Raw genomic sequence first — 25,520 nt, forward strand, 5'->3', positions numbered from 1 at the left:
CGGTCAGAGTTATATAAACTCGGAGTTGTGGAAGCGTTCGACGTGCTGGGCGACCCCGTCCGGCGGCGCATCCTCGAGCTCCTCGCCGGGGGCGAGCGGACGGCAGGGCGGGTGACCGAGGTCGTCCGCGCCGAGTTCGGGATATCGCAGCCGGCCGTCTCCCGGCACCTGCGTGTGCTGCGGGACAACGGGTTCGCCACCGTCCGGGCGGAGGGAACCCGGCGGCTCTACGCGGTCGACCCGTCCGGGCCTGCCGCGGCCGAGCAGTGGCTGGCCGGGCTGCGCGGCTTCTGGGCGCAGCGGGTCGACGCGCTCGACACCGAACTGGCCCGTGGATCGAGGAGGAACCCGTGACCGATACCGGAAGCCGTGCCGGGGAGGTGGTCCGCGGCACCGGCGGGCGTGCCGTGCTGCGGTTCCGCCGCGTCCACGACGAACCCGTCGCCGACGTCTGGTCGGCGGTCACCGACCCGGACCGCTGCGCGCGGTGGTTCGGGCGATGGAGCGGCGACGGGCGACCGGGCGGCACCGTCGAGCTCGTCCTGACCAGCGACGAGGACGGCGGCGGCGCCCCGTCCACCGTGCTCGTCCGGGACTGTGAGCCTCCGCACCGGCTGGTCGTCGACATCCGGGAGGGCGACGGCGAGCCGTGGGAGCTGTCGGTGACGCTCGCCCCGGACGGCGGGGGCACCGTGCTCGTGTTCGAGCAGGTGCTGCCCGACGGGTTCTCCCCCGCCGACGTCGGCCCGGGCTGGCACTGGTACCTCGACCGGCTCGCCGCAGTCCTGGCCGGGGCGCCGATGCCGGACTGGGAGGCGACCCTCGCGGCGACGGCACCGTACTACCGGGGCTGAATTCGGTGCGGGCCGAAACGTCGGGCGCCTAGCGTCGTCGCCGTGACGGGAACAGGGATGCGGGTCGCCGCGGCGGCCGGGGTGACCGTGCTGGCGTGGGCGTCGGCGTTCGTGGCGATCCGGGCCGTGGGGCCGGCGTTCGGCGCCGGTGCCCTCGCGCTCGGACGACTGGCGGTCGGCGGGGCCGCGCTCACGCTCGCCGTGCTGGCATCGCGGTCCTGGGTGCGGCCGACCGCGCGGGAGTGGCTGCTGATGGTGGTGTGCGGGGTGAGCTGGTTCGCGGTGTACAACGTCGCGCTGAACGCGGCCGAGGAACGCCTCGACGCCGGGACCGCGGCGATGCTGGTGAACGTCGGACCGATCCTCATCGCGCTCTCCGCCGGCGTCGTGCTGCGGGAGGGCTTCCCGCGCCCGCTGCTGGCGGGTACCGGGATCGGGTTCGCGGGGGCCGTGCTGATCGGGTTCGCCACCTCGGGCGACGGCCCGGCCGGCGCCGGGGGCCCGGTGGGCGCGCTGCTGTGCCTGCTGGCCGCCGCGACCTGGACGATCGGGGTGCTCGCCCAGAAACCCGTGCTCCGGCGCCTGCCCGCGGTGCAGGTCACCCAGGTCGCCTGCGTGGTCGGAGCGGTCGCCACGCTGCCGTGGGCCGGCAACCTGGTCGACGCTCTCGGCACGGCGTCCGGGCCGGAGATCGCCGGGATGGTCTACCTCGGGCTCGTCCCGACGGCGCTCGCGTTCGGGACCTGGGCGTACGCGCTGTCGCGGATCGACGCGGGACAGCTCGGCGTCACCACCTACCTCGTCCCGACGCTGGTGGTGCTCATGGCGTGGCCGGTACTCGGGGAGCTGCCGCCGCCCCTGGCGCTGCTCGGCGGGGTGCTCGCACTGACGGGGGTGGCGCTGTCCCGCTACCGGGGGCGGCCGGCGCGGGAGAGCCGGGTCGCGGCGGGCGGGGTGCCGGGGTCCGGCGGGGACCGGGGCCCGCGGTGACCGGCGGTCCCGGCACGGACGGCGGCCTCGGCTCGGGGGGCCCGATCGACCCGGCCGCCCTCGCCGCCCGGGCCGCGCTGCTCGCGGACCGGACCCGGGCCGCGTTCTGCCTCGCGCTGATCGACGGTCGCGCCTGGACCGCGGGCGAGCTGGCCCGGCACGCCGGCGTCGCTCCGTCGACGGCGTCGGCCCACCTGGACCGGCTGGTCGACGCGGGACTGCTCGTCGCCGAGCGGCAGGGCCGGCACCGCTACCTGCGGCTCGGCGGACCGGACGTCGCACGCACGATCGAGACGCTCGCCGCGGGCACCGCGCCCGCCCCGCCGGCCCCGACACTGCGTGCCTCGCGCGCCGCAGCCAGGCTCGCCTCCGCCCGGACCTGCTACGACCACCTCGCGGGCGCCCTGGGTGTCGCGCTCTTCGACGGGCTCGTCGCCGACGACCTACTCGCGACCGGGGACGGCCTCGCCCTCACCCCCGCCGGCAGGCTGTGGTTCGCCGGGCTCGCCGGGCCGGACGCGCTCGCCCGCCGCGGGCGCCCGGTGGTGCGGGCGTGCCTGGACTGGACCGAGCGCCGCCACCACCTCGCGGGCACGGCGGGCGCGGTGCTGTGCCGGGCCCTGTTCGACCGCGGCTGGGTCGAGCGCGGCCGCGACCGGCGGTCCGTGCGCCTCACGGCGTCCGGTCGTACCGCCCTGCCGGCGCTGGTCGGAGTGGCACTGCCGGACTGACGGTCGCCGGGACCCACCGGGGCGACGGCCACGAACGAGATCGCCGCTCTTGGATCAGCACAGCGCTCGGGGAACAGACCGATGCTCTACCGTGGCCACGTGAACGCCTCCCGCACCGCCCGTGAGCGGGCCCGCGCCGAGCTCGTCGCCGAGATCACCGCGGCGGCCCGTCGACAGCTGGCCGAGACCGGCGCGGCCGCGCTGTCCATGCGAGCGGTGTCCCGCGAGATCGGGATGGTGTCCTCGGCGCTGCACCGCTACTTCCCCACCCGCGACGACCTGCTCACCGCCCTGATCGTGCAGAGCTACGACGGGCTCGCCGACACCCTCGCCGCGGCCGACCCCGGCACCGGCCCGGCGGAGCACTGGCGGGGCATCGCGCAGGCCCTGCGCGGCTGGGCGCTGGCCCATCCGCACGAGTACGCCCTGATCTACGGCTCCCCCGTACCGGGCTACCGCGCGCCGACCGACACCGTCCCCGTCGCGGCCCGGGTCCTGGAGCCGCTCGCCCGCGCGCTGACCGCCGCGCACGCCGCGGGCACGCTCCCCGCGGCGACCGACCCGGATCCCGCGCTCGCCGACGACGCGGTCCGCATCCGGGCCGCGCTGGGTCTCCCGGACCTGCCCGACGGGGCCGTGCTCGCCGCCCTCACCGCCTGGACCGGGCTGTTCGGGCACCTGTCCTTCGAGCTGTTCGGCCAGTTCGAGAACGCAGTCGACGCCCGCGACGCCCTGTTCGCGGGCACCGTCGAACGCCTCGGCCGGGTCGCGGGCCTGATCTGAGGACGGACCCGGGGGCGCTGCCGGGTGGAGCAGCAGGTCAGCGGCGCAGACGGCCGACGCGCCGGCCGAGACGTGCACCCAGCTCGCGCAGCCCGCCGCCCTGCTCGACCCGGACCACCAGCGCCGTCGACGCCACCGCCACCAGCAGCGCGACGACCAGGTCGCCGAACGGGCCCACCCCGAGCCGCCCGCTCCCCAGGGCCGCGGCCGCGGTCCCGACCGGCGGCAGCCACGACTGCGTCCCGGTCACCACGAGCACGACCAGCGCACCGATCAGCGCGACGCCCTCGTTGCGGACCACGGGCCGGGAGAACACCGACCCCACCGCGGCGCCGGTGATCCCGCAGGCCAGGTGGGCGAGCAGCCCGTCGAGCAGGCTCCCGGTCGTCGCCGTGCCCCAGGCCGCGACCACGCCCCACACCACGGCGAGCAGCCCGAGCACCGCCACGCCCGCCGTGGCGGCGATCAGCACGCCGGCCGCGACCGGCCAGGGGCCGCCCGCGGCGGACAGGGTGACGGTGCGGGCGTCGTCGTCCTCGGACTCGGCCAGCGCGTGCGCCAGCCAGGCCCCGACCGGGTAGAGCAGCAGCGCGCTGGCCGCCCACGGCGCGGGCAGCGGGCCGGGCGCGCCGCCGAACAGCACGGCGAGAGCGCCGGCGTAGAGCACCAGCGGCGCGACGAAGCGTTCGGTGCGGCCGACGTCCTCGCCCAGCAGCATCGCCACGGCGAACGCCGAGCGCACCCGCCGCCTCACCGGCCGCCCTCCCCGGGAGCCGGGCGGACCGGCCGCACCGAGCGGACCGCGCAGCCCGCGGCGAGCGCGGCCGCCAGCCAGGCGTCGCTCTCGGGGGCGGGGACCCGCACGGTGAACCGGCCCGGCGCCGCACCCTCGACGCGGGCGGGCGGCAGCACCCGTTCCAGCAGCGGGCGGGGGTCTCCCGCACAGGCCATGTCCAGGCGCATCATCGCCCCGGGCGGCGGCGCGGTCGGCAACGGCACGGAGTCCGGGTCGGAGGCGGTCGCGATCCGGCCCTCGCGCAGCCGGTGCAGGCGGGCACCGGGCAGATCGGCCGCGGTACCGGTGTGGTCGGTCAGCAGGGTCGGGGCGGCTCGGGCGGTGAGCAGCCGGGTCAGGACGTCCGCGGCGTCGTCGTCGAGACCGTTCCAGGGTTCGTCGAGCACGAGCACGCCGGGCTCGCAGGCCAGCGCCTGCACCAGCCCGACCTTGCGGGCGTTGCCGGTCGACAGGTCGGCCATCGGCTCGTCGTCGTCGCCGTCGTACCCGAGCTCGGTCAGCAGCACCTCGGCGCGGTCCGCGGCGTCGTCGACGTCGACGCCGCGCACCCGGGCGATGTGGTCGAGCCAGCGTCGCGGGGTCAGCTTGCGGGCGGCCGGGAACCGGTCGGGCAGGTAGCCGACGACCTCGGGGACGTCCTCGACCTCGCCCGCGGTCGGGGCGAGTGCACCGGCGGCGATCCGCAGCAGTGTGGACTTGCCCGCCCCGTTGCCTCCCCGCACGACGGTCGGCACGGCAGGGTCGACGTCGAGGTCGGCACCGCGCAGGGCGACCGCCCCCGACGGGTGGGTGTGGTGGATCCCGACCAGGCGCACCCGACCACCTCCACCGCTCGTCGCCGCCCGTGCGTGACGATCAGGTTCGCACAGCGGCGCGGGCCCGAGGCCCGGCGGTGGCCCGGCGGTACGGCCCGTGGCGGCACCGGTACGCAGGGCTGTCGCGATCACCCGTCCGGCGCAGCCGGACGTCGGCTCGGCGCGTTCAGCCGGTCCCGGTCGACACCCCGGCGTCGCGGTGGCGACGCTGCCGGAGCTTCCGCACGACCAGCCACACGATCACCGCCGCGCCGAGCACGGCGACGACCTTGCTGATCGGCGACATGTAGACCTCGATGACCTCCCAGCGCTCGCCGAGTACGAACCCGAGGTAGACGAACAGCGCGTTCCAGACACCACTGCCGAGCGCGGACAGCGCGGTGAACCGCAGCAGCGGCATCCGGGCGATCCCGGCCGGGATCGAGATGAGGCTGCGCACGATCGGGATGCAGCGCCCCCCGAGGACGAACCAGTTCCCCCACCGCTCGAACAGCGCGAGCCCCTTCTCCAGGTCCTTCTGGCTGGAGACGACGAACCAGCGACGCCCGCAGAGCCGGTGCACCCGCTCGTACCCCAGCCAGTGGCCCAGCGCGTAGAGGACCAGCGCCCCGGCGACGGCTCCCATCGTGGCCGCCGCCCAGACCGCGACCGGGTCCATCGCGCCGGTCGAGGCGCGGAAGCCGCCCAGCGGGAGGATCACCTCCGACGGGATCGGCGGGACCACGTTCTCCAGGAAGATCAGCAACCCGATGCCGGCGGCGCCGAGCCGGTCCACGATGTCGAACACCCACTGCGTCACGCACACCATGGTGCCCGAGGTTCAGGTCATCCGGTTGGTCCGGTTCGACCGGTCAGGGCAGGCGGAACTGGATCCGCTCGATCGACGAGCAGAGCGGGGCGAACAGCTCGCGGCGGATCCGGTTGTGCTCGTCGTCGGAGTCGTAGACGCGGTAGGACTCCTCGTCGGGCAGGTCGAGGGTGAGCACGAAGTGCGCGTTGCCCTCGCGCAGCCCCAGGTCCAGGCCGGCCTCCAGGTCGAGGTCGAGGCCCTCGACGCGCAGGTCGCGCAGCGCCTGGAGGCCCTCCTCGATCCCGGCCGGGTCCACGCCGTCCTTCAGCCGGCCGACCACCACGTTGCGGATCATGTGCCGGGCTCCTTCCGTCGTCGTCGGGTACCGCCCCCGGAGATCGACCCTAGACTTGGCCGATGGCAGTGAACCCGTCCGGCGCGGACATGAAGGCCTTCCTCGCCGAGGACCCCGACCAGCCGGTCGTGATGCTGAACCTGCTGCGCTTCGCCGAGGGCGGCGAGGCCCGCTACGACGACTACGTCACCCACTTCCGGGCCACCGCCGCCCGGTTCGGCGCCGAGGTCGTCTACTTCGGGCGCGGGCTGGCACCGGTCGTCGCCGAGCCGGGCCAGGAGTGGGACGCGGTGCTCCTGGTGTCCTACCCGAGCCGGCGGGCCTTCTCCGAGATGGTCCGCGACCCCGGCTACCAGGAGGGGACCCACATCCGGACCGAGGCACTGGTCGAGGCGACGCTGCAGCCCACCGTGCCCCGCTGAGCGGGCCCGGAACGCACGGACCCCCGCCGGCGGAGGCGCCGGCGGGGGTCGGTGTCGGGCGGGATCAGGCGGCCGCGGTGGCCGACTCCCCCTTCGCCGCGCGGTCACGCAGCGACTGCGGGACCTCGAAGCGCTCGCCGTACTTCGCCTTCAGCTCGTCGGCGCGGGCCACGAAGCCGGCCGGGCCGCCGGGGTAGCCCTCGATGTACTGCAGCACGCCGCCGGTCCAGGCCGGGAAGCCGATACCGAAGATCGAGCCGATGTTGGCGTCGGCGACGGTGGTCAGCACGCCCTCGTCGACGCACTTCACGGTCTCGATCGACTCGATGATGAGCATCCGCTCGGACAGCTCGTGCAGGTCGACGTCGTGGTTCGTCGCGCCGAAGTGCTCGCGAAGACCGGGCCAGAGGCCGGTGCGCTTGCCGTCGGAGTACTCGTAGAACCCGGCGCCGCTGCTCTTGCCCTTGCGGTCGAACTCGTCGACCAGCCGGTCGATCACCGGGTCGGACGGGTGTGGGGTCCAGGTGCCGCCGGCGGCCTCGACGCCCTTCTTCGTCTCCTCGCGGATCTTGCGCGGCAGCGTGAGGGTCAGCTCGTCCATCAGCTGCAGCACCGGGGCCGGGTACCCGGCCTGCGACGACGCCTGCTCGATCGTCTGCGGGTCGATGCCCTCGGCGATCATCGCGACGCCCTCGTTGATGAAGGTGCCGATCACGCGACTGGTGAAGAAGCCGCGGGAGTCGTTGACGACGATCGGGGTCTTCCTGATCCCCAGCGTCAGGTCGAACGCCTTGGCCAGGGCCTCGTCGTTCGTGCGCTCACCCTTGATGATCTCGACCAGCGGCATCTTGTCGACCGGCGAGAAGAAGTGCAGACCGATGAAGTCGTCCGGGCGGTCGACGCCCTTGGCCAGCTCGGTGATGGGCAGCGTCGAGGTGTTCGAGCACAGCAGCGCGTCGGAGTTGATGTACTTCGCGGCCTCGCGGAACACCTCCTGCTTCAGCTCGACGGACTCGAAGACGGCCTCGATGACGACGTCGCAGCCGGCGAGGTCGGCGTAGTCGTCGGTCGGCAGGATGCGGCCGAGCAGCGCGTCGCCCTTCTCCTGCGTGGTCTTCCCGCGCTTGACGCCCTTCTCGACGAGACCCTGCGAGTAGGCCTTGCCCTTCTCGGCGGCCTCCTTCGAGACGTCCTTGAGCACGACGTCCCAGCCGGCGAGGGAGCAGACGTAGGCGATGCCCGCGCCCATCATCCCGGCGCCGAGCACGGCGACCTTGGTCGGCTGCCACTTGGCGGGGCCGTCCGGGCGGGACTTGCCGCCGTTGATGGCGTTGAGGTCGAAGAAGAACGCCTTGGTCATGTTCTTCGAGACCTGGCCGGTCACGAGCTCCGCGAAGTAGCGGCCCTCGATCTTCTGCGCGGTCTCGAAGTCGACCTGGCTGCCCTCGACGGCAGCCGCGAGGATGTTGCGCGGGGCCGGCATCGGCGCACCCTTGAGCTGCTTGCGCAGGTTCGCCGGGAACGCCGGGAGGATCGAGGCCAGCGAGGGGCTCGACGGCGTGCCGCCGGGGATCCGGTACTTCGGCTGGTCCCAGGGCTGGGTGGTGTGCTCGGGGTTGGCGAGCACCCACGCGCGGGCCTTGTCGAAGGCCTCCTCGCGGGTGGCCGCGAGCTCGTCGATCAGGCCCAGCTCCAGCGCCTTGGCCGGCTTGTGCCGCTGGCCCTGCGCGAGGACGTTCATGAAGCCGTTCGCGATGCCCAGCATGCGGGTGACGCGGGTGACGCCGCCGCCACCGGGCAGCAGGCCCAGGCTCACCTCGGGCAGGCCGTAGACGACGCCCTTCGCGTCGACGCCGACCCGGTGGTGGGTCGCCAGCGCGATCTCCAGGCCACCGCCCAGGGCGGTGCCGACGAGCGCGGACGCGACCGGGCGGCCGAAGGTCTCCAGCTTGCGCAGCTGGGCCTTGACCTCGGTCACCAGCTCGAAGATCTTCTCGGCGTCGTCGGGACCGGCCGCGCTGAGCTGCTCGAGGTTCCCGCCGGCGAAGAAGGTCTTCTTGGCCGAGGTGACGACGACACCGACGATGTCGTCCTTGTGCTTCTCCAGGTCGTCGACGACCTCCCGCATGGCCTCGCGGTAGGCGTCGTTCATGGTGTTGGCGCTGCTGGCCGGGTCGTCGAGGGTGACGACGGCGACGCCGTCGGCGTCGGACTCCCAGCGGACGGCCTTCTGCTCAGTCACTGATCCAGTCCCTTTCAGACGCGCTCGACGATGGTGGCGATGCCCATGCCGCCGCCCACGCACAGCGTGGCCAGGCCGCGGCGCAGGTCACGGCGCTCCAGCTCGTCGACGAGGGTGCCGAGGATCATCGCGCCGGTGGCCCCCAGCGGGTGGCCCATCGCGATGGCCCCACCGTTGACGTTGGTGATCTCGTGGGAGATGTCCATGTCGCGCATGAAGCGCAGGGCCACGGCCGCGAACGCCTCGTTGATCTCGAAGAGGTCGATGTCGCCGACCGACAGCCCGGCCTTGGCCAGCGCCTTGCGCGCGGCGGGCGCCGGACCGGTCAGCATGATCGTCGGGTCGGCGCCGGACAGCGCGGTGGCGACGATGCGCGCACGCGGGGTCAGGCCGTTGGCCTTCCCGGCGGCCTCGGTGCCGATGAGGGTGAGCGCCGCACCGTCGACGATGCCGGAGCTGTTGCCCGCGTGGTGGACGTGGTCGATCTTCTCGACCCAGTGGTACTTCTGCAGCGCCACCGCGTCGAACCCGCCGTCGCGGCCCATCATCTCGAAGGACGGCTTGAGCCCGCCCAGCGCCTCGACGGTCGCGCCGGCGCGGATGTGCTCGTCGCGGTCGAGGATGGTCAGGCCGTTGCGGTCCTTGACCGGGATGACCGAGTTCGCGAAGCGACCGTCGGCCCACGCCTTGGCGGCCCGGGTCTGCGACTCGACGGCGAAGGTGTCGACGTCGGTGCGGGACCAGCCCTCGACGGTCGCGATGAGGTCGGCGCCGATGCCCTGCGGCACGAAGCCGGTGGCGTAGGCGGTGTCGGGGTCCATCGCCCAGGCGCCGCCGTCGGAGCCCATCGGCACCCGGCTCATGCCCTCGACGCCACCGGCGAGGACGAGCTCCTCCATACCGGAGCGGACCTTCTGCGCGGCGGTGTTCACGGCCTCCAGGCCGGAGGCGCAGAAGCGGTTGAGCTGCACACCGGCGACGGTGTCGGGCAGCCCGGACGCGATCGCGGCGGTCTTGGCGATGTCGCCGCCCTGGTCGCCGATCGGCGAGACGACGCCGAGCACGAGGTCGTCGATCGTGTTGGTGTCCAGGTCCGGGTGACGCTCGCGGACCGCGTCGATCAGCCCGGTCACCAGCGAGATCGGCTTGACCTCGTGCAGCGAACCGGAGGCCTTGCCCCGTCCGCGCGGTGTACGGATCGCGTCGTAGATGTAGGCCTCGGGAATCTCGCTCATCCGAACCTCTCGTGGGGTGGTCGGCACGGGGGCGGTACAGGCGGCACTGCCCCTACTTACTGGTAGCTTTTGTTACAGCAGCACTGTCACATGGGTCAAGACGGACCGGCGTGCATGTGACACGGATGATGTCACACCAGCACTGTCATATCGAGCGGCCGACCCGTAACCTGCTCGCCATGTCCGCCGCCATCGACGGCTCCGCGATGAGCCCGACCCCCGACGACGGGGATCTCCTCACCGTCGACCAGCTCGCCGAGCGGACCGGGATGTCGGTGCGCACCATCCGCTTCTACGCGAGCAAGGGGCTCATCCCCGCGCCCCGGCTGCGCGGCCGCACGGGTCTCTACGATGCCGCGCACCGCGCCCGGCTGGAGCTGATCGGCGAGCTCACCGGGCTGGGCTTCACCCTCGCCGCGATCGAACGGCAGCTGGAACGGGTACCGCTGGAGACCGCGCCGGAGGAGCTGGCCCTGCAGCGCGCGCTGCTCACGCCCTGGCTGCCCGAGGTCGACGAGGAGCTGGACCGGGCCGGGCTCGACCGGCGCGCGGGTCGCCGTCTGTCCGACGACGACGTCACCACCCTCGAACGGCTCGGCGCCCTGACCCGGCTGCCCGGCGACGGCCCGGCGACCGTCCGGCTGCACGGCGCGGTCGCGCTCGGCTCCGCACTGGAGGCACTGGACTCCGGCCTGCCCCCCGAGCTGTGGAAGCGTTCGCACGACCTCATCGAGCGGCACACCGCCGCGCTCGCGGAGGACCTGATGACGCTGTTCCAGGACGAGGTCCTGCAGCCCTACCGGGACCGCGGCCGCCCCGCCGACGAGCGGCGACGGCTCGCCGCCGCCTTCTCCCGGCTCAAGCCGATCACCGTGCAGGGCGTCGTCGCAGCGTTCGGGCGGGCGGTCAACCGGGCCATCCGGGAGCGCGTCGACTCCTCCGGGGGCGCCGACCGGCACGAGGGGTGAGCCCGGCCGGGTGAGCCGTAACATCGGCCCATGGCGAGCTTCGAGTTCCCGGTCCGGGTGCGCTACCACGAGGTCGACGCCCAGGGCGTCGTCTTCAACGCCTGGTACCTGGCCTGGTTCGACGAGGCGATGACCGAGTTCCTCGAGTCCCGCGGCCTCACCTACCGGGCGATGCTCGACGCCGGCTACGACGTCCAGCTCGTCCACACCGAGCTCGACTGGCGGGCCGGGGTCGGGTGGGGCGAGGACGTCGTCGTCGCGGTGTCGACGGCGCGGATCGGCCGGACCAGCTTCGCGCTCGACTTCCAGGTCCGCGCCCTCGACGACGCGGGCGAGCGCATCGTCACCTGCGACTGCCGCACCGTCTACGTGGTCATCGCGGTCGACGGCACCGGCAAGCAGGAGGTGCCGGCGCTGATCCTGAACGCGCTCGGGGACCCCGAGCCGCTGATGCCGCTGCGCCCCTGAGCCGTCCCGGGGCAGGGGTCTCCCCCGCCGGCTGCGTCGGTCAGGCGCCGCGGATCCGGCCGCGGACCTCGCCGAGGGCGACCCGGCCGCCGTCGCGGGCGGGCGCGGTCGCGGTCATCACGACCTCGTCGCCGTCCTCCAGCCAGGTGCGCGAGGCGCCACCGGCGAGCACGACCGGGTCGCGGCCGTTCCAGGACAGCTCCAGCATCGAGCCGAACCCGCTGCGCTCCGGGCCGGAGACGGTGCCCGAGCCGAGCAGGTCGCCGGCGCGCAGCCCGGCGCCGCCCGAGGTGAGGTGGGCCACCATCTGCTCCGGGGACCAGTACAGGTCCCTCGTGGGCGGGGACGCGACCAGCTCGCCGTTGACGTGCACGGCGAGGTCGAGGTCCAGTCCGAGCGCGGGCTCACCCGGGGTGAGGTAGGGCAGCGGCGCGGGATCGTGCGCGGGCAGCGGGACCCGGGCCTCGGACAGCTCGTCGAGCGGTGTCACCCACGCCGAGATCGACGTCGCGAAGGACTTGCCCAGGTGCGGGCCCAGCGGGCGGGACTCGAAGAACTGGATGTCGCGGGCGGACCAGTCGTTGAGCAGCACGACGCCGAGGACGTGGTCGGCGGCGTCGTCGATCCCGACCGGCCCCGGGGCCGGCCCGCCGAGGACGAAGCCGAGCTCGGCCTCGAAGTCGAGCTTGGCGCAGGGACCGAAGTCCTCGGGCCCGCGCTGCCCCGACGGGCGCGCGACCGGGGTGCCGGTGACCCGGACCGTGCCGGAGCGGCCGTGGTACCCGACCGGCATCCGCCGCCAGTTCGGGGTGAGCGGGTCCTCGGCGTCCGGACGGAAGATCAGTCCGGCGTTCCGTGCGTGCTGCTCGCAGGCGTAGAAGTCGACGTAGTCGGCGACGGCGAAGGGCAGCACCGGGACCAGTCCCTCGTCGGGCAGGCGGTACGCGGCGGCCCGCTCGAGGTCCTCGCGCCAGCCGCGCAGCCACTGGACGACCTCGCGCCAGGCCGGGGCACCGGCGTCGAGCAGCCGGGTCAGGTCGGGCGCGGCCAGCAGGTCCGGGTACGGGCCGCGCTGCGCGGTGGCCAGCGAGCCGACGTCGAGCAGGCCACCGTCGGGCAGCGGGCAGGCGATGCGCGAGCTCCCGGGGCGCCCCTTCCCGGCGACGGCGCCGAGCGCGAGGGCGGGGACGGTCGTCGGCGGTGGCGCAGTCGTCACGGTCCCCGACCGTAGGCGATCCGGCGACGGCGTGGGTGGGAACTCGCCGCGGCTGTCACGCGTTCGACCGGTGTGCCCGATCCGTCCGGATCGGGCACGTACCGACACACCACCGGGAACTCACCCGGGACGCAGGAGGACACCCGCAGATGGGTCTGCTCGACAAGCTCAAGGAACGCCTCACCGGAGGCGCGCAGACACAGCCGCAGCAGGGCTTCGGGGGCGCGCCCCACCAGGGCTCCGGCCGGGCGCAGCAGCAGCAGGATCCCGACCAGCAGGCGATCGAGCGCTACCGCTACATGCTCCGCACCGCCCCGCCGGAGCAGGTGGAGCAGGCGCACGCGGAGGCCTTCGCGAAGCTCACCCCCGAGCAGCGGCAGGCGGTGCTGAACGACGTCGGCGCGCAGGTCCCCGAGGCCGAGCGGGCGCGGTCGACCGACCCGCAGGAGCTGGCGCGGATGGCGACCCGCGCCGAGATGCGCAACCCCGGCACGATGGAGCGCTCGCTCGGCGGCGGCCGTGGTCCGGGCATGGGCGGGATGATCGCCGGGTCGCTGCTCGCGGGTGTCGCGGGCGCGTTCATCGGCACGGCGATCGCCGGCGCGATGTTCGACGACGCCGGTGCCGGTGAGGACGTGGCCGCGGCCGAGGAGCCCCCGGCCGAGGACCCCGGCTTCGACGACGGCGGCATGGACATGGGTGGCGACTTCGACTTCTGAGGTCGCCCGGCCACGGCCACGGCCCCGGTCCGCGTCCCGCGGGCCGGGGCCTGTCGGCACAACACCTGTTGCAGGGGCGGAGCCGACCTGGCACCGTCCGGTCACCCATGCCAGAGTCGCCATCCGAGCATCCGTCCCGAGCGGGCGGCATCGAGGACGAGTGGAGTACGAGCAATGGCACAGCAGGTACGCGGCGTCGTGGCCCGCGCCAAGGGTGAGCCGGTCACCGTCGAGACGATCAATGTCCCCGACCCCGGTCCCGGTGAGGCCGTGGTGAAGATCCAGGCCTGCGGGGTCTGCCACACCGACCTGCACTACAAGCTCGGCGGCATCAACGACGAGTTCCCCTTCCTCCTCGGCCACGAGGCCGCCGGGATCGTCGAGTCCGTCGGCGAGGGCGTCACCGACGTCGCCCCCGGCGACTACGTCGTCCTCAACTGGCGCGCCGTCTGCGGCAACTGCCGGGCCTGCAAGAAGGGCAAGCCCCAGTACTGCTTCGACACCCACAACGCCACCCAGAAGATGACCCTGACCGACGGCACCGAGCTCTCCCCCGCACTCGGCATCGGCGCGTTCATCGAGAAGACCCTCGTCCACTCCGGGCAGTGCACGAAGGTCAACCCCGACGCTCCCGCCAAGGTCGCGGGCCTGCTCGGCTGCGGTGTCATGGCCGGGCTGGGTGCCGCGGTCAACACCGGCCAGATCGGCCGCGGCGACTCCATCGCCGTCATCGGCTGCGGCGGCGTCGGCGACGCCGCCGTCGCCGGCGCCACCCTGGCCGGGGCGACGACGATCATCGCCGTCGACACCGACCCCCGGAAGCTCGAGTGGGCCCGCGAGTTCGGCGCCACCCACACCGTCAACGCCAAGGAACAGGACCCCGTCGAGTACATCCGGTCCGTCACCGACGGCAACGGCGCCGACGTCGTCATCGAGGCCGTCGGACGCCCCGAGACCTACAAGCAGGCCTTCTACGCCCGCGACCTCGCCGGCACCGTCGTCCTGGTCGGCGTCCCCACCCCGGACCTGCAGGCCCCCGAGATCCCGCTCATCGACTACTTCGGCCGCGGCGGCGCCCTCAAGTCCTCCTGGTACGGCGACTGCCTGCCCAGCCGCGACTTCCCGATGTACGTGGACCTGTTCCTGCAGGGCCGGTTCCCGCTCGACAAATTCGTCACCGAGGAGATCGGGATCGACGACGTCGAGCAGGCCTTCGACAAGATGCACGCCGGTGAGGTCCTCCGCTCGGTGGTGATCCTCTGATGGCCCCGATCGACCACGTCGTCACCTCCGGCACCTTCAACCTCGACGGCGGCTCCTTCGACGTCGACAACAACGTGTGGATCGTCGGCGACGACCGCGAGGTCATCGTCATCGACGCCGCCCACGACGCCGACGCCATCGCCGCCGCGGTCGGCGACCGCACCGTGAAGGCCGTCGTGTGCACCCACGCCCACGACGACCACGTCAACCAGGCACCCACCCTCGCCGACCGGTTCTCCGCGCCGATCCTGCTCAACCCGGCCGAGATGGTCCTCTGGGACATGACCTGGCCCGACCGCAAGCCCGACCAGGAGCTCGCCGACGGCCAGGTCCTGACCGCGGGTGGGATCGACCTCACCGTGCTGCAGACCCCCGGTCACTCGCCGGGCTCGTCCTGCCTCTACGCCCCCGAACTCGGCATCGTCTTCACCGGCGACACCCTGTTCCAGGGCGGACCCGGCGCCACCGGACGGTCCTACTCCAGCTTCGACACCATCATCGAGTCCATCCGCACCACCCTGCTCCCGCTGCCGGCCGACACCCGGGTCCGCACCGGACACGGCGACTCCACCCGCATCGGCGACGAGGCACCCCACCTGGAGGAATGGATCCGCAACGGATCCTGACCCCCGCACACGACGCGGCCCGGCCCCTCACCCCGAGGGGCCGGGCCGCAGCCGTTCCCCCGCCGAGATGCACCCCAGCGGGCCGGGGAGATCCACAAACGGGTCCCGGATCCGGGGAGGGGCGGGCCGGGACCGGTGCGGTCTGACACGGTGGGGCGTGCCCCGGTCGCTGTCGTCGCTCCCGTTCCGCCTGCTCCTCGCCGCGACCGCGCTGGCGTTCGGCGGGTACGCCCTGCTCCTGCCGGTCGTGCCGCTGTGGGTGTCCCGGGGCGGCTCCGGCGAGTTCGGTGCGGGGCTGAGCACCGGCGTGCTGATGGCGGCCACCGTGGCCACCCAGCTGCTGGTGCCCGCGATGCTGCGCCGGGTCGGGCACCGTCCGGTGCTGGTCGTGGGGTCGCTGCTGCTCGGCCTCCCGACGCCGTTGCTCGCGCTGACCGCCGACCTCGGGCCCGTGCTGGCGATCTCCGCGGTCCGCGGGATCGGGTTCGGGCTGGCGACGGTCGCCGGGAGCGCGCTCGTCGCGGAGCTGGTCGAGCCCTCCGCACACGGTCGCGCGTCGGCGCGCTACGGCTACGCCGTCGGCCTGCCCCAGCTGGTGTTCCTGCCCGCAGGTGTCGCGGTCGTCGACGCGCTGGGGTTCACCGGAGTGTTCCTGCTGGCGGGGATCACCCCGGTCGCCGGGGCCCTGGTGGTGGCGTTCGTGCGGGGCCCCCGGCGGGCCCCGGCACCCCGCCGCGACGACGCCGTCCCGCACCCCCACGAGACCCGCAGGCGGCTCCCCGCCGCGCCGGTCCTGGCGATGCTGGGCTGCTCCACCGCGCAGGGCGGCGTGATCACCTTCGCCCCGCTCGTCGCCCCCGGGGCGACGGTCGCGGTGCCCGCCGCGCTGTTCGCCACCGCACTCGGCGCGCTGCTCGGCCGTGGCGTCGCGGGCACCCTCACCGACCGCAGCGGACGTCCCGGGGCATTGCTCCCGGTCGGGACGGCGTGCGCCACGGTCGGGCTGCTCGGGGTGCTCGCCGCGCCGTACGCGTCGGTCCTGCTGGTGGTGGGGGCGGCCGTGGTCGGCGCCGGGTTCGGGTTGGTGCAGAACGACGCGATGGTCGCCCTGTTCGCCGCCGCCGGGCCGCTGCACTACGGCGCGGCCAGCGCCGCCTGGAACATCGCCTACGACGCCGGGACGGGCCTGGGGGCGACCGGGCTCGGCGCGATCGCCGAGCCCTTCGGGTTCGCCGCCGCCTTCGGCACGACGGCCGCGGTGCTGCTCCTGCTCACCCCGGCCGTCCGGCGTCGTCGTGCCTGACCACCACCACGGCAACCCCCGGAACGGCGGTCGGGCCGGCGGGTCAGGTCCTCGGAATCGCCCGCTGCAGCTGGGGGACGACCGCGTCGAGCACGGACGGAAGGCTGAGCACGGTCTGCCAGGCGAAGGCCAGCTCGGTGGCCCCCTCCAGGAACACGGTGCGCCCGTCGCGCATCGCGGGCAACCGCGACAGCAGCGGGTCCCCGACGACCGTCGCCTTCCCGCCGGGGGTGAACGACAGCTGGTCCCAGACGATGAGGTCGTGGTCGAGCTCGCTCGCCTGCTCGAAGCTGAACTCGGTGTAGAACCTGCCTGCGGCCAGCTGGTCGATCCTGGGCGGCACCGTGAACCCCAGCTGGGTGAAGAACCGCGAGCGGGGGTCCTGCGAGGAGAACACGCTGATCTTGTCCGCGCTGCGGCTCGCGACGACGACCGAGCGCCCCTTCCACTGCGGGTCGGCGTCGCGGGCGGCGACGAACCTGGCCTCCAGGTCGGTGACCAGCTTCTCGGCCTCGGCCTCCTTGCCCAGCGCCCGCCCGGTCTCGCGGGTGTACTCCTGCCACGGTGCGCCGTAGTCGTCGAACCCCCGGGGCGGTCCGACGGTCGGCGCGACGGCGCTCACCACCGGATAGCTCTGGGCGTCGAGGTCGGAGTAGAGGCCGATCACCAGGTCGGGGCGCTGTGCGGCGATCTTCTCCGGCTCGATGGAGGACATGTTCAGCACCGCCGGTGCCGCGCCCACCGCCTGCGCGGCCGCCAGGGCCCACGGCTGCACGACGACCTTCTCGTCGCCGTACCAGTAGCGCGCCGCCACCGGCGCCACCCCGAGCGCGAGGATCGCGTCGTGGTCGGTGTAGCCCACGGACACCACCCGCTGCGGGGCCTGCGGGATCGTCGCCGCACCGAGCTTGCCCTCGATCGTCACCGGGAACCCGGCACTCCCCGTCGCGGCACCGGTGCCGGTCTCCGATCTGCCGCCCCCGCCGCACCCGGCCAGTACGGCGCCACCGGCCGCAGCCACCGTCGTGAGAAGCATCTGCCGTCGGGTGAGTCCCATGTGCGTTCCCTTCCCTCGTCCGGCGGAAGGATAGGACACGTTCTGAGGGTTGCCTCTCCTGCATTCAGGTGGGGCTCAACACTCCTCGACGGCGCGGACGGACGGTGGTGCAGGCCAGGTCGAACCCGTGGACCCGTGCCGCGGTGCCGCCGAGCAGGGCGGCGCGGACGTCGTCGTCGAGCTCGGGGAACCGTCCGCGCAGCTCCTCGGGGTAGCGGAAGGTCATGAGGTCGCGGATCAGGCGCGCCGGGCGCACCAGCGGGTAGCCGCTGCCGAACATCAGCCGGTCCGGGCCGTAGGCGGCCAGCAGCTCGCCGAGCGCCTCGGCGGCGGGCACCCGGTGCCGGCGCAACGCGATCAGCAGGTCGGTGAGCAGCACGTAGACGTTGGGCAGGCGGGCCAGCCGGACCAGCGACGCGGTCGGGGCGCAGGCGGCGCCGACCACGAACCGGATCTTGGGCAGGGCCGTGGCCAGCGCGGCGACCTCGGTGACGTCGACGGCACCGGCCGGCAGCGGCCCGGCGCTGCGCACCCGGACCGGGAGCGCGGACCCGGCGCGGACCGGCTCGGCCCACTCCGGCCACCGGGGCCGCGGCACGGCGTCGCCCTCGGCGACGACGCCCGCGTGCGCCCACTCCGGTGCCGCGCGCGACGGTCGCGCGGTCGGCGCGACCCCGATGTGGACCACCCCGGCGCCGGCCTGCTCGGCCCGGATCAGGGTGCGGCGCAGCCACGGCGCCCGCAGCGACAGCGCGGTCTCCGGACGACGGGCGGGCAGCACGGTCAGCGCGCGCAGACCGTCGCGGCCGACCCGGGCCCCGATGCCGCGGGCGCGGGCCCGGTCGGCCGGGTCGAGCTCCCCCGCCAGCGCGAGCCGCCCGGGGTGTTCGGCGGCGAGCTCGGCGTGCCAGGCCGGTGCGGCGAACCCGAGCACGAACAGGTCCTCGAAGCCGGCCGGGACGAGCACCGCGCGGTCCACCGCGGAGAGCACGTGCGCGGCCAGCGCCTGCGGCGTGACCAGCTCGAACGCGTCCGCGGTCAGCGGGCGCGGCGACGGGTCGACCATCCGGTGGCGGTGCAGCAGGTCGGCGACGAACTGCTCCCCCGCCGGGCCCGCCTGGTTGTGCGGCCGGCCGTCCCAGCCGTGCACCTGGGCGTCGACGACCGCCGGGAGACCACCACGCCCCTGGGGCGCTCCGCAGCACCGGTCCACGACGACCACCTCTCCACTGTCGCGGAGCGGCCCGGCACACGCAGCGCGTGCCGGGCCGCTCCCCACTGTTCCCCTGACCGGACGGGCCGGTACCTATCCGACCGACGGGCCGAGCCCCATCGACTGGGGCGTGCTCGAGTCCGGGCTGGGCTGCGGGATGCCCTCGTCGAGCTGGCCGAACTCGGTCATGAGCGCCTTGTTCCAGGGCGTGACCTCCTCGGCCACCAGCGAGTTGGTGGTGAGGATCAGCCCGGCGACCGAGGCGCCGTTCTGCAGGGCGGAGCGTACGACCCGCAGCGGGTCGATGATGCCCATCTCGACCATGTCCCCGAAGCGGCCCTCCAGGGCGTCGAAGCCCTCGTCGACGCCCATGGTCGTGACCTGCTTGACCACCTCGTCGCCGTCGTAGCCGGCGTTGGAGGCGATGAGGTGCACGGGCTCGGTGAGCGCGTGCCGGACGATCTCGACGCCGATCCGGTAGTCCCCGGTCACGTCCAGCTCGTCGAGCGCGGGCTCGGCGTGCAGCAGCGCCGATCCGCCACCGGCGACGATGCCCTCGGCCACCGCGGCCCGGGTCGCCTGCAGCGAGTCGTCCACCCGGTGCCGGATCTCGCGGGCCTCGGCGTTGGTCGGCGCTCCGACCGAGATGATCGCGGCCTTCCCGGAGAGCCGGGCGATGCGGTCGGAGAAGAAGTCCTCGTCGGTGCCGATCGTCGCGCGGGCCAGCTCGGCCCGCAGCTGCGACAGCCGGTACTCCAGCTTCTGCTTGTCGCCGTGCCCGCCGATGATCGTGGTGCCCTCGCTGGTGACCTGCACCTGCACGGCGCGCCCCAGGTGCTCGACGTCGATCTGCTCGAGCGAGAACGAGGAGCTCTTGGAGTGCACCTGCCCGCCGCAGAGCGCGGCCATGTCCTCCAGCAGGTGGATGCGCTTCTCGCCGAAGCCCGGCGCCTTGATCGCGACGGCCTGGAAGTGCCCGTTGACGTGGTTGTGGACCAGCATCTGCAGGGCGGTGCCCTCGACGGTCTCCGCGACGATGACGAGCGGTCGCCGGTCGTTGCGCATGATCCGGTCCAGCACCGGCATGATCTGCTGGACATCCTTGATCTTGTGCGCGGTGAAGAGGATGTAGGGGTCGTCGACGATCGCCTCGAGCGTGCCGGGGTTGGTCACCATGTACGGCGAGACGTACCCGTTGTCGAACTCGAAGTCCTCGACGAAGTCCACCGAGACGCCCGGCAGCGGGGTGTCGTCGACGGTGACGACGCCGTCGTCGCCCACGGTGTGCAGCGCCCTCGCGACGACGCGGCCGATCGTGTAGTCGTCGTTGGCCGAGATGGACGCGACGCGGGCGTAGTCCTCCTCGGTGCTGACCGGGTGCGACACCGTCTGCAGACGGTCGACGAGCGCGTTCACCGCGATGTCGATGCCCCGCTTGACCAGCACCGGGTTGCCGCCGCGCTCGATGGCGCTCATGCCCTCGCGGACGATGGCCTGGGCGATGACGGTCGCGGTGGTGGTCCCGTCGCCGACCGTGTCGTTGGTCTTGACCGCCGCTTCCTTGACCAGCTGGGCGCCCATGTTCTCGAAGGGGTCGCGCAGATGGATCTCGCGGGCGATCGTGACGCCGTCGTTCGTGACCTCGGGCGAGCCCGTGATCTTCTCCAGGATGACGTTGCGGCCCTTCGGACCGAGCGTGCTCTTGACGGCTTCGGCCAGCTGGTCGACGCCGGCCTGCAGCAGATGACGGCCCTCGGCGCCGAAGCGGAGTTCCTTGGCCATGGTGGGTCCTCCCGGAGAAAGAGTCGGTCCAGGTGCGCGGGTGCGGATCAACGTGCGCAGCCGTGGCGCCGTCCAGGCGCGCTGCGCGGGTGGAGCGCACCGCCCGGGCCGTCGCCGGCCGTGGTGGGCCGGGGACGGGTCGTCGTCCCGGGCGGTGCGTTCCGGGTGAGGAGCGGGTCCTACACCGGCTTCAGGTCGAAGTCGATGTACTCGGCGGCGTCCTCGGGATTGGCGAACATGATCGTCTTGTCGTCGAGGTGGACCATCCGCCCGTAGTGGGTGGACATGTTCTCCTCGAACTGGGCGGCGTCGAACCAGCCCTCCTCCTGGCCGGCCTCCTCGTCCATCGCGACGTAGTCCAGCTCGAACTTGCCCGTGCCGTCGACGCGGATCATCGAGGGAAGGTGCTGCACGGTCACGTTGTCCTGACGATCCAGAACGGTCGCGATGACCGCGCCGATCTGGTTGTTCATCAGCGTGAAGCCGCACATGTTCGACGCGGTGCTGTCCTGCTTGAACGGGCTGGTGCTGGTCACTGCTTCAGCTCCTCGGGGACGTCGAGACCGAGATCGCTGCAGATCCCGGCGAACCGGTTCTTGGCGCGGTCGAGGGAGTCCTCGAACGTGGGGGGCTTCGAGTCCGACTGGGACCACATCGGCTGCATGGTCCGGGCGGCCTCCAGTGCCTGCGGGACGTAGGTCCGCAGCCAGCCGCTCATCAGCGAGCGGTTGTGCTCGGCGAACTCGCGGTCCTGGGTGAGCGGCGCGAAGCAGGCGATCGACCAGCGCAGGTCGCGCTGGGCGTAGTCGTACTCGCCGGCGCCCATGACCGTCGGCGTCACGTAGTCGCCGTTCTGGGCGGCGGACTGCATGACCAGGTTGGAGCGGAACAGCTCCCCGACCAGCGGCTCGAAGACGCAGTTGGTCGCGAAGATCGCCTCGCCCCAGTCGTCCTGGACCGCGGTGAGGGCCTCGGTCATCTTCCGGGCGCCCTGCCACTCCGGCGCGTTGTCCCACGCGTCGAGGTGGGCCGCGCCGTCGAACCCGTCGATCTCCTCCGACAGGGTCAGGTTGTAGAGCGCGAGGTCCTGGGCGAAGCGGATCTTGCGGGTGGAGTTCGCCGCGAGCGCCGTGTTGTGCATGTTGGTCGGCGCGGATCGCTCGTTGGACGCGAAGACGTAGAGGCCGAGGATGTGCTCGATGTGCATCCAGGCGCCGACGTTGCGCTCGACGAAGCGCACCCAGTTCGGGTTCCAGAGCTCGAACGCCTTCGCGTTGCGGGCGTTCTCGATGTTCTGGGTGAGCTGCCGGACGACGTTCGCGTTGTACCGGTAGAGGCTCTGCTCCCACTCCTCGTTCGGGTCGCGGAACTCGTGCCAGCCGTGCGCGGGCCAGTTCTTGACGTGCATGCCGCCGCTGCCGATGCCGCGCTGCGGCTCGGGCTCGTCGACGCCCCAGGCCTTGAGCTTGGTCCAGTGCAGCGGGTAGCCGCCCTCGCCGTTGGCGAAGCCGTAGATCCAGCCCTGCGAGAGGTAGTGCCGCGGGTCGGGCTGGACCTCGACGGTGGTGTCCTCGTACAGCGTCTGCTTCCGCTTGGCCGGGGTGTAGTAGTTGTAGCGGCGCGCGTTCGAGCTCGAGTCGGGGAACTCCCGCGCTCCGGCCTCCGCGTCGGTGAAGACGGGCTTGGGAACGCTGCGCTGCGAACCGGACGACGTGTCCTGTGTGGTGGGGGACTGAGTCATTGCTGTCCGTCCTCGCCTTCTTGCTCACCGGTCGTGGTGAACTTGTCGTAGAAGATGTTGGTCTCACTCACACCCAGCTGGGTCAGCGTCGCGATCGCCGCGTCGACCATCGGCGGGGGACCGCAGACGTAGGCATCCGCTCCCTTCAGATCGGATTCGTTGCGCCTGACCACCTCCGTGATCAGGCCGGTCTCGCCGGCCCAGTCCCCGCCGTCGCCGTCGGACAGGGCGGGGATGTACCGGAAGCCGTTCAGCTGGGGCGCCAGTTCGGCGATCTCCTTCTCGAAGCAGAGATCGCCCGCGGTGCGCGCGCCGTAGTAGAAGGTGGCCCGTCGTTCGACTCCGCCCTCGGCCATCGCCCGCAGCAGGCCCAGTACCGGCGCCATGCCGGCGCCGCCGCCGACGAAGACGATCGGCGAGCTGCGGTTCTGGCGGAGGGTGAAGGTGCCGAAGGGCGCCTCGACGTCGAGCCGGTCACCGGGAGCGGCCTTCTCGTCGAGCCAGGTCCCGAACAGCCCACCCGGGTAGACCTTGATGACGAACTCGTAGGTGCCGTCCCGGTTGGGGGTGTTGGCCATGGAGAACGAACGGCTCTCCTCGGTCCCGGGGCAGACGAGGTCCATGTACTGCCCGGGGAAGAACTTGATCTCCGACGGCTCGACCAGCTTGACGGTCAGGTGCCGCATGTCGTGGGTGACGGCCTCGACCGACACGACCTCGACCACGCCCTTGGTGAGGGGCAGGCCGGACCGGATGATCTCCTCGTCGTAGTTGGTCAGCTCGATGACCAGGTCCTCGTAGGCATGTGCCCGGCACAGGAGGGTGTGGCCCTCCTCCTTCTCGTAGTCCGGGAGCGCGAAGGTCGAGTAGCTGTCGTACTCGATGTCCTCGCCCTCGAGCACGAAGGACTTGCAGGCCGAGCACTGGCCCTCCTTGCAGCCGTGCATGAGCTGGACGCCCTGCTCGGCCGCGGCGCGGAGGATGTTCTGGTCCTCGTCGACCTCGATCTCGATGCCGACGGGCTCGAACCGCACGACGTGTTTGTCGCCCACGAGTGCAGACCACCTCTCTTGGCGTGACTAGTGGCGTGAGAAAAAAGACCAATCGGACAGATGTGGGCAGGCGTCGCCCCGGGCTCCGCCCGGCGGACGGGAGTCCCGGGGTGACCCGGCCGGGGAAGACGACCCCCCGGCCGGGCCGCGGGAAGGGGGACCCGTCATGGCGTGACGGGAACCCCCTCCCCTCGCCTGACCCGCGCTCAGGCGTCGGTGGGCGCGGGCCGGCCTCCCGGCCCCTGGCGGTTGTAGTCCGCCACGAACGCCTCGCGCTCGGCGTCGCTCATCTCGTTGAGGATGACGTTGGGGCTGGCCAGGTGCGGCATGCGCCGCATGTGGTCCAGCGTCCACATCTTCTTCGGGTCGAGATCGAGGTGCGGCTGAGCGGTGAGGGTCTTGCCGTCGTCACGGACGAAGCCCATGTCCTGGATGACGTCGGCCCAGTTCCAGCCGTGGTAGAGCGTCTCCCACTCGCGGTGACCCACGAGCTTGCCCATGTTCGGGGTCTCGCGACCCTGGTACACGGGCCGGAAGGCCTCGGCGTCGGTCCAGCGGCAGACCTCGTGGCAGTAGGTGCGCCACTGGCCGTCCACCTTGTCGACGACCATGTCCTCGCGCACCAGACACGGGACCATGCAGGTCCAGCAGCGGTGCGGGTACACGTAGTCGACGTCCTCGGCCACGATGGCGTGGTGACCGTTCGGCTTGGCGAGGCGGTTGTAGTTCTCCCACCACTTGCCGTACCGGTCGTACCAGCCCGGGTACTTGTACTCGAACCACTCGAAGTCGGTGTCGGTCATGCCGTCGATGCGCCAGTAGTTGGCGCACCAGCCGGTGGCGAAGAACTGCGCGACCTCGTGGACGTAGCCCTTGTTCCAGATCTGGTTCCAGGACTCCTCGACCAGGTCGTGCGGGATCACCAGGCCGTACTTCTCGAGCGGCAGCAGGTAGCTGCGGTAGTAGTCGTCGTAGATCCAGCGGCGCCACATCTCCGCGTAGGACTCGCGGTCCTTGCGGCGGTCCTTCGTCCCGTACTCGATGAAGGTACCGATGGCGGCGTCGACGACGCGGTGGTTGTTCCACCACGCGTAGCGCAGGTCGCGCTCGAGCAGCTGGCGGTTGTCCTCGTCCGACAGCGCCATCAGGAGCGTGGCGTAGCCGTTGGAGATGTGCCGCGACTCGTCGGACTGCACCGAGTGGAACACCGTCGGCAGCAGGTAGTCGCCGTTGGCGGCCGCCTCTGCCGGCATCGCCACGAACAGGGTGTTCGTGAACGCGGTCTCCGCGACGATGGTCAGGTAGATCGACGCGGCGGTGATGGCGTCACCGGTGATGAACCCCTCCGCGAACTGGCGGCCGATGGTGCCGCAGTAGTCCGACTGGAAGTTCCGCAGCGAGTTGTTGAAGCCCGCCGGGTCGATGTAGTTGTTCATGTACAGGCGCTTGAGGTTCTGCTGGATCGTGCTGTGCCGAACCTCGTCGATCATCTGGATCGCCTGGCCGTTGTGCAGCTCCGGGTTCGGAACCACGTGGAACAGCATCGGCATCGAGCGCGCCGCCGAGATCTCCGGCAACGGGATGATCGACAGGAAGAGCTTCTGCCACTCCAGCCAGCGCTCCTGCACCTGCCGGAACATGTTGCCGCGGATGGCACCGTCCTGGGCGCCGTAGACGCGGTGGTCCTTCTCCTCCTCCATCGGGAAGTACGAGCGCAGGACCTGCTTGAGCGGGTCCTTCTTCGCCGCCTTCTTGAAGGTGTAGTCGGTTCCGTACTTCATGTACGGCTCGTGGTACTGCGGCTCCCAGGAAAGCTCCTGGATCTTCTGGTGAGCCTTCGCCAAACTCTGCCGACTCACGTCGTCTCCTCACGGTGGTGGGTTGTGGTCGGATCAGCGGGCGAGCGCGGGTAGCCCGATGTCGTGGTCGAACGCGGAGGTCGGACGGCCCGGCGGCGTGGCTGGCTGCCGCACCCGGCGATGCCGTCTCTCCTCCGTGCTGCGAATCACACATGGTTCGACAGGCATTCGAGGTCTCAATATGAGACTCTTCCGCCCCGCCACCTGTGGTGATCTTGCTCTCACGGCGCGTACCGTCGC

26 protein-coding genes are annotated in these 25,520 nt (G+C 72.4%); 12 read left to right on the plus strand and 14 right to left on the minus strand.

The window, feature by feature from the left end:
* Positions 1 to 27: 27 nt before the first annotated feature.
* The 5 genes from KPF22_RS26900 (at position 28) to KPF22_RS26920 (ending at position 3,358) form a co-directional block, all read left to right on the plus strand.
* Positions 28 to 354, plus strand: coding sequence for a helix-turn-helix transcriptional regulator (locus KPF22_RS26900; RefSeq protein ID WP_224403654.1), 327 nt, complete (start codon positions 28 to 30; stop codon positions 352 to 354).
* Complete coding sequence (locus KPF22_RS26905; protein ID WP_208822120.1) at positions 351 to 854, plus strand: SRPBCC family protein; 504 nt, start codon at positions 351 to 353, stop codon at positions 852 to 854. Before KPF22_RS26900 ends, KPF22_RS26905 begins: the two co-directional genes overlap by 4 nt.
* A gap of 42 nt (positions 855 to 896) precedes the next feature.
* On the plus strand, positions 897 to 1,844 hold the full coding sequence (locus KPF22_RS26910; protein WP_224403655.1) for a DMT family transporter: 948 nt from the start codon (positions 897 to 899) through the stop codon (positions 1,842 to 1,844).
* A 44-nt stretch (positions 1,845 to 1,888) separates the two neighbouring features.
* Entirely contained in the window at positions 1,889 to 2,575 is a 687-nt protein-coding gene (locus KPF22_RS26915; RefSeq protein WP_208824655.1) for a helix-turn-helix transcriptional regulator, read from the plus strand.
* A gap of 99 nt (positions 2,576 to 2,674) precedes the next feature.
* Positions 2,675 to 3,358, plus strand: coding sequence for a TetR/AcrR family transcriptional regulator (locus KPF22_RS26920; RefSeq protein WP_224403657.1), 684 nt, complete (start codon positions 2,675 to 2,677; stop codon positions 3,356 to 3,358).
* A 37-nt stretch (positions 3,359 to 3,395) separates the two neighbouring features.
* On the opposite strand, the gene KPF22_RS26925 is transcribed toward KPF22_RS26920, so the two are convergent.
* From KPF22_RS26925 to KPF22_RS26940, 4 genes are all read right to left on the minus strand, one after another.
* Positions 3,396 to 4,112 (minus strand): hypothetical protein, encoded by a 717-nt coding sequence (locus tag KPF22_RS26925; protein WP_208824637.1) that lies wholly within the window; start codon positions 4,110 to 4,112, stop codon positions 3,396 to 3,398.
* Complete coding sequence (locus KPF22_RS26930) at positions 4,109 to 4,969, minus strand: ATP-binding cassette domain-containing protein (RefSeq protein ID WP_224403658.1); 861 nt, start codon at positions 4,967 to 4,969, stop codon at positions 4,109 to 4,111. Before KPF22_RS26930 ends, KPF22_RS26925 begins: the two co-directional genes overlap by 4 nt.
* Before the next feature lie 166 nt (positions 4,970 to 5,135).
* Complete coding sequence (locus tag KPF22_RS26935) at positions 5,136 to 5,768, minus strand: DedA family protein (RefSeq protein WP_224403659.1); 633 nt, start codon at positions 5,766 to 5,768, stop codon at positions 5,136 to 5,138.
* 52 nt (positions 5,769 to 5,820) lie between these two features.
* Positions 5,821 to 6,114 carry a Dabb family protein gene (locus tag KPF22_RS26940; protein ID WP_224403660.1) on the minus strand — a complete coding sequence of 98 codons (294 nt, stop codon included), beginning with the start codon at positions 6,112 to 6,114 and terminating at the stop codon, positions 5,821 to 5,823.
* A 62-nt stretch (positions 6,115 to 6,176) separates the two neighbouring features.
* Here KPF22_RS26940 and KPF22_RS26945 point away from each other — a divergent pair, with 62 nt between their 5' ends.
* Positions 6,177 to 6,536: a DUF1330 domain-containing protein gene (locus KPF22_RS26945; protein ID WP_208824631.1), complete on the plus strand. Its 360-nt coding sequence runs from the start codon at positions 6,177 to 6,179 to the stop codon at positions 6,534 to 6,536.
* A gap of 64 nt (positions 6,537 to 6,600) precedes the next feature.
* Here the strand turns inward: KPF22_RS26945 and KPF22_RS26950 are convergent, their stop codons facing one another.
* Both KPF22_RS26950 and KPF22_RS26955 read right to left on the minus strand, forming a co-directional pair.
* Positions 6,601 to 8,778 (minus strand): 3-hydroxyacyl-CoA dehydrogenase NAD-binding domain-containing protein, encoded by a 2,178-nt coding sequence (locus KPF22_RS26950; RefSeq protein ID WP_208824629.1) that lies wholly within the window; start codon positions 8,776 to 8,778, stop codon positions 6,601 to 6,603.
* 14 nt (positions 8,779 to 8,792) lie between these two features.
* The gene (locus KPF22_RS26955; protein ID WP_202968078.1) at positions 8,793 to 10,013 is read right to left on the minus strand and encodes an acetyl-CoA C-acetyltransferase; all 1,221 of its coding nucleotides are present in this window, start codon (positions 10,011 to 10,013) and stop codon (positions 8,793 to 8,795) included.
* Positions 10,014 to 10,192: 179 nt separating this feature from the next.
* Between KPF22_RS26955 and KPF22_RS26960 the strand changes: the two genes are divergently transcribed.
* Entirely contained in the window at positions 10,193 to 10,981 is a 789-nt protein-coding gene (locus KPF22_RS26960) for a MerR family transcriptional regulator (protein ID WP_224403661.1), read from the plus strand.
* Between the two features lie 30 nt (positions 10,982 to 11,011).
* Positions 11,012 to 11,449: a thioesterase family protein gene (locus KPF22_RS26965; RefSeq protein ID WP_062399919.1), complete on the plus strand. Its 438-nt coding sequence runs from the start codon at positions 11,012 to 11,014 to the stop codon at positions 11,447 to 11,449.
* A 40-nt stretch (positions 11,450 to 11,489) separates the two neighbouring features.
* Here the strand turns inward: KPF22_RS26965 and KPF22_RS26970 are convergent, their stop codons facing one another.
* Positions 11,490 to 12,665: a fumarylacetoacetate hydrolase family protein gene (locus tag KPF22_RS26970; RefSeq protein ID WP_224403662.1), complete on the minus strand. Its 1,176-nt coding sequence runs from the start codon at positions 12,663 to 12,665 to the stop codon at positions 11,490 to 11,492.
* Between the two features lie 149 nt (positions 12,666 to 12,814).
* Between KPF22_RS26970 and KPF22_RS26975 the strand changes: the two genes are divergently transcribed.
* The 4 genes from KPF22_RS26975 (at position 12,815) to KPF22_RS26990 (ending at position 16,576) form a co-directional block, all read left to right on the plus strand.
* Entirely contained in the window at positions 12,815 to 13,384 is a 570-nt protein-coding gene (locus KPF22_RS26975; RefSeq protein ID WP_224403663.1) for a hypothetical protein, read from the plus strand.
* A 174-nt stretch (positions 13,385 to 13,558) separates the two neighbouring features.
* Positions 13,559 to 14,647 (plus strand): S-(hydroxymethyl)mycothiol dehydrogenase, encoded by a 1,089-nt coding sequence (locus KPF22_RS26980; protein WP_224403664.1) that lies wholly within the window; start codon positions 13,559 to 13,561, stop codon positions 14,645 to 14,647.
* On the plus strand, positions 14,647 to 15,273 hold the full coding sequence (locus tag KPF22_RS26985) for an MBL fold metallo-hydrolase (RefSeq protein WP_224403665.1): 627 nt from the start codon (positions 14,647 to 14,649) through the stop codon (positions 15,271 to 15,273). The genes KPF22_RS26980 and KPF22_RS26985 overlap by 1 nt, the downstream gene beginning before the upstream one ends.
* A 157-nt stretch (positions 15,274 to 15,430) precedes the next feature.
* The gene (locus KPF22_RS26990) at positions 15,431 to 16,576 is read left to right on the plus strand and encodes an MFS transporter (RefSeq protein ID WP_224403666.1); all 1,146 of its coding nucleotides are present in this window, start codon (positions 15,431 to 15,433) and stop codon (positions 16,574 to 16,576) included.
* A gap of 43 nt (positions 16,577 to 16,619) precedes the next feature.
* Here the strand turns inward: KPF22_RS26990 and KPF22_RS26995 are convergent, their stop codons facing one another.
* From KPF22_RS26995 to KPF22_RS27025, 7 genes are all read right to left on the minus strand, one after another.
* Positions 16,620 to 17,633: an iron-siderophore ABC transporter substrate-binding protein gene (locus KPF22_RS26995; protein WP_208824617.1), complete on the minus strand. Its 1,014-nt coding sequence runs from the start codon at positions 17,631 to 17,633 to the stop codon at positions 16,620 to 16,622.
* A gap of 64 nt (positions 17,634 to 17,697) precedes the next feature.
* A complete protein-coding gene (locus tag KPF22_RS27000) occupies positions 17,698 to 18,855 on the minus strand; it encodes an amidohydrolase family protein (RefSeq protein WP_208824615.1) in 1,158 nt (385 codons plus the stop codon).
* Between the two features lie 84 nt (positions 18,856 to 18,939).
* Complete coding sequence (groL, locus tag KPF22_RS27005) at positions 18,940 to 20,628, minus strand: chaperonin GroEL (RefSeq protein WP_208824612.1); 1,689 nt, start codon at positions 20,626 to 20,628, stop codon at positions 18,940 to 18,942.
* 179 nt (positions 20,629 to 20,807) lie between these two features.
* Entirely contained in the window at positions 20,808 to 21,164 is a 357-nt protein-coding gene (gene mimD, locus KPF22_RS27010) for a propane 2-monooxygenase effector subunit MimD (protein WP_350589363.1), read from the minus strand.
* Positions 21,161 to 22,369 (minus strand): toluene hydroxylase, encoded by a 1,209-nt coding sequence (locus KPF22_RS27015; RefSeq protein WP_224403667.1) that lies wholly within the window; start codon positions 22,367 to 22,369, stop codon positions 21,161 to 21,163. Before KPF22_RS27015 ends, mimD begins: the two co-directional genes overlap by 4 nt.
* On the minus strand, positions 22,366 to 23,421 hold the full coding sequence (locus tag KPF22_RS27020) for a 2Fe-2S iron-sulfur cluster binding domain-containing protein (RefSeq protein ID WP_224403668.1): 1,056 nt from the start codon (positions 23,419 to 23,421) through the stop codon (positions 22,366 to 22,368). The genes KPF22_RS27015 and KPF22_RS27020 overlap by 4 nt, the downstream gene beginning before the upstream one ends.
* A gap of 206 nt (positions 23,422 to 23,627) precedes the next feature.
* A complete protein-coding gene (locus KPF22_RS27025; protein WP_043276429.1) occupies positions 23,628 to 25,265 on the minus strand; it encodes a methane monooxygenase in 1,638 nt (545 codons plus the stop codon).
* Positions 25,266 to 25,520: the final 255 nt, after the last annotated feature.

The sequence above is a fragment of the Pseudonocardia sp. ICBG1034 genome (assembly GCF_020131375.1).
Lineage (GTDB): Bacteria > Actinomycetota > Actinomycetes > Mycobacteriales > Pseudonocardiaceae > Pseudonocardia > Pseudonocardia alni.

Excerpts from the sequence above, each read along its gene's own strand:
- KPF22_RS27015 (WP_224403667.1), bottom strand. The coding sequence starts at position 22,369 with ATGACTCAGTCCCCCACCACACAGGACACGTCGTCCGGTTCGCAGCGC.
- KPF22_RS26940 (WP_224403660.1), bottom strand. The coding sequence starts at position 6,114 with ATGATCCGCAACGTGGTGGTCGGCCGGCTGAAGGACGGCGTGGACCCG.
- KPF22_RS26980 (WP_224403664.1), top strand. The coding sequence starts at position 13,559 with ATGGCACAGCAGGTACGCGGCGTCGTGGCCCGCGCCAAGGGTGAGCCG.
- KPF22_RS26965 (WP_062399919.1), top strand. The coding sequence starts at position 11,012 with ATGGCGAGCTTCGAGTTCCCGGTCCGGGTGCGCTACCACGAGGTCGAC.
- groL (WP_208824612.1), bottom strand. The coding sequence starts at position 20,628 with ATGGCCAAGGAACTCCGCTTCGGCGCCGAGGGCCGTCATCTGCTGCAG.
- KPF22_RS26985 (WP_224403665.1), top strand. The coding sequence starts at position 14,647 with ATGGCCCCGATCGACCACGTCGTCACCTCCGGCACCTTCAACCTCGAC.
- KPF22_RS26975 (WP_224403663.1), top strand. The coding sequence starts at position 12,815 with ATGGGTCTGCTCGACAAGCTCAAGGAACGCCTCACCGGAGGCGCGCAG.
- KPF22_RS26995 (WP_208824617.1), bottom strand. The coding sequence starts at position 17,633 with ATGGGACTCACCCGACGGCAGATGCTTCTCACGACGGTGGCTGCGGCC.
- KPF22_RS26960 (WP_224403661.1), top strand. The coding sequence starts at position 10,193 with ATGTCCGCCGCCATCGACGGCTCCGCGATGAGCCCGACCCCCGACGAC.
- KPF22_RS26955 (WP_202968078.1), bottom strand. The coding sequence starts at position 10,013 with ATGAGCGAGATTCCCGAGGCCTACATCTACGACGCGATCCGTACACCG.
- KPF22_RS26945 (WP_208824631.1), top strand. The coding sequence starts at position 6,177 with ATGGCAGTGAACCCGTCCGGCGCGGACATGAAGGCCTTCCTCGCCGAG.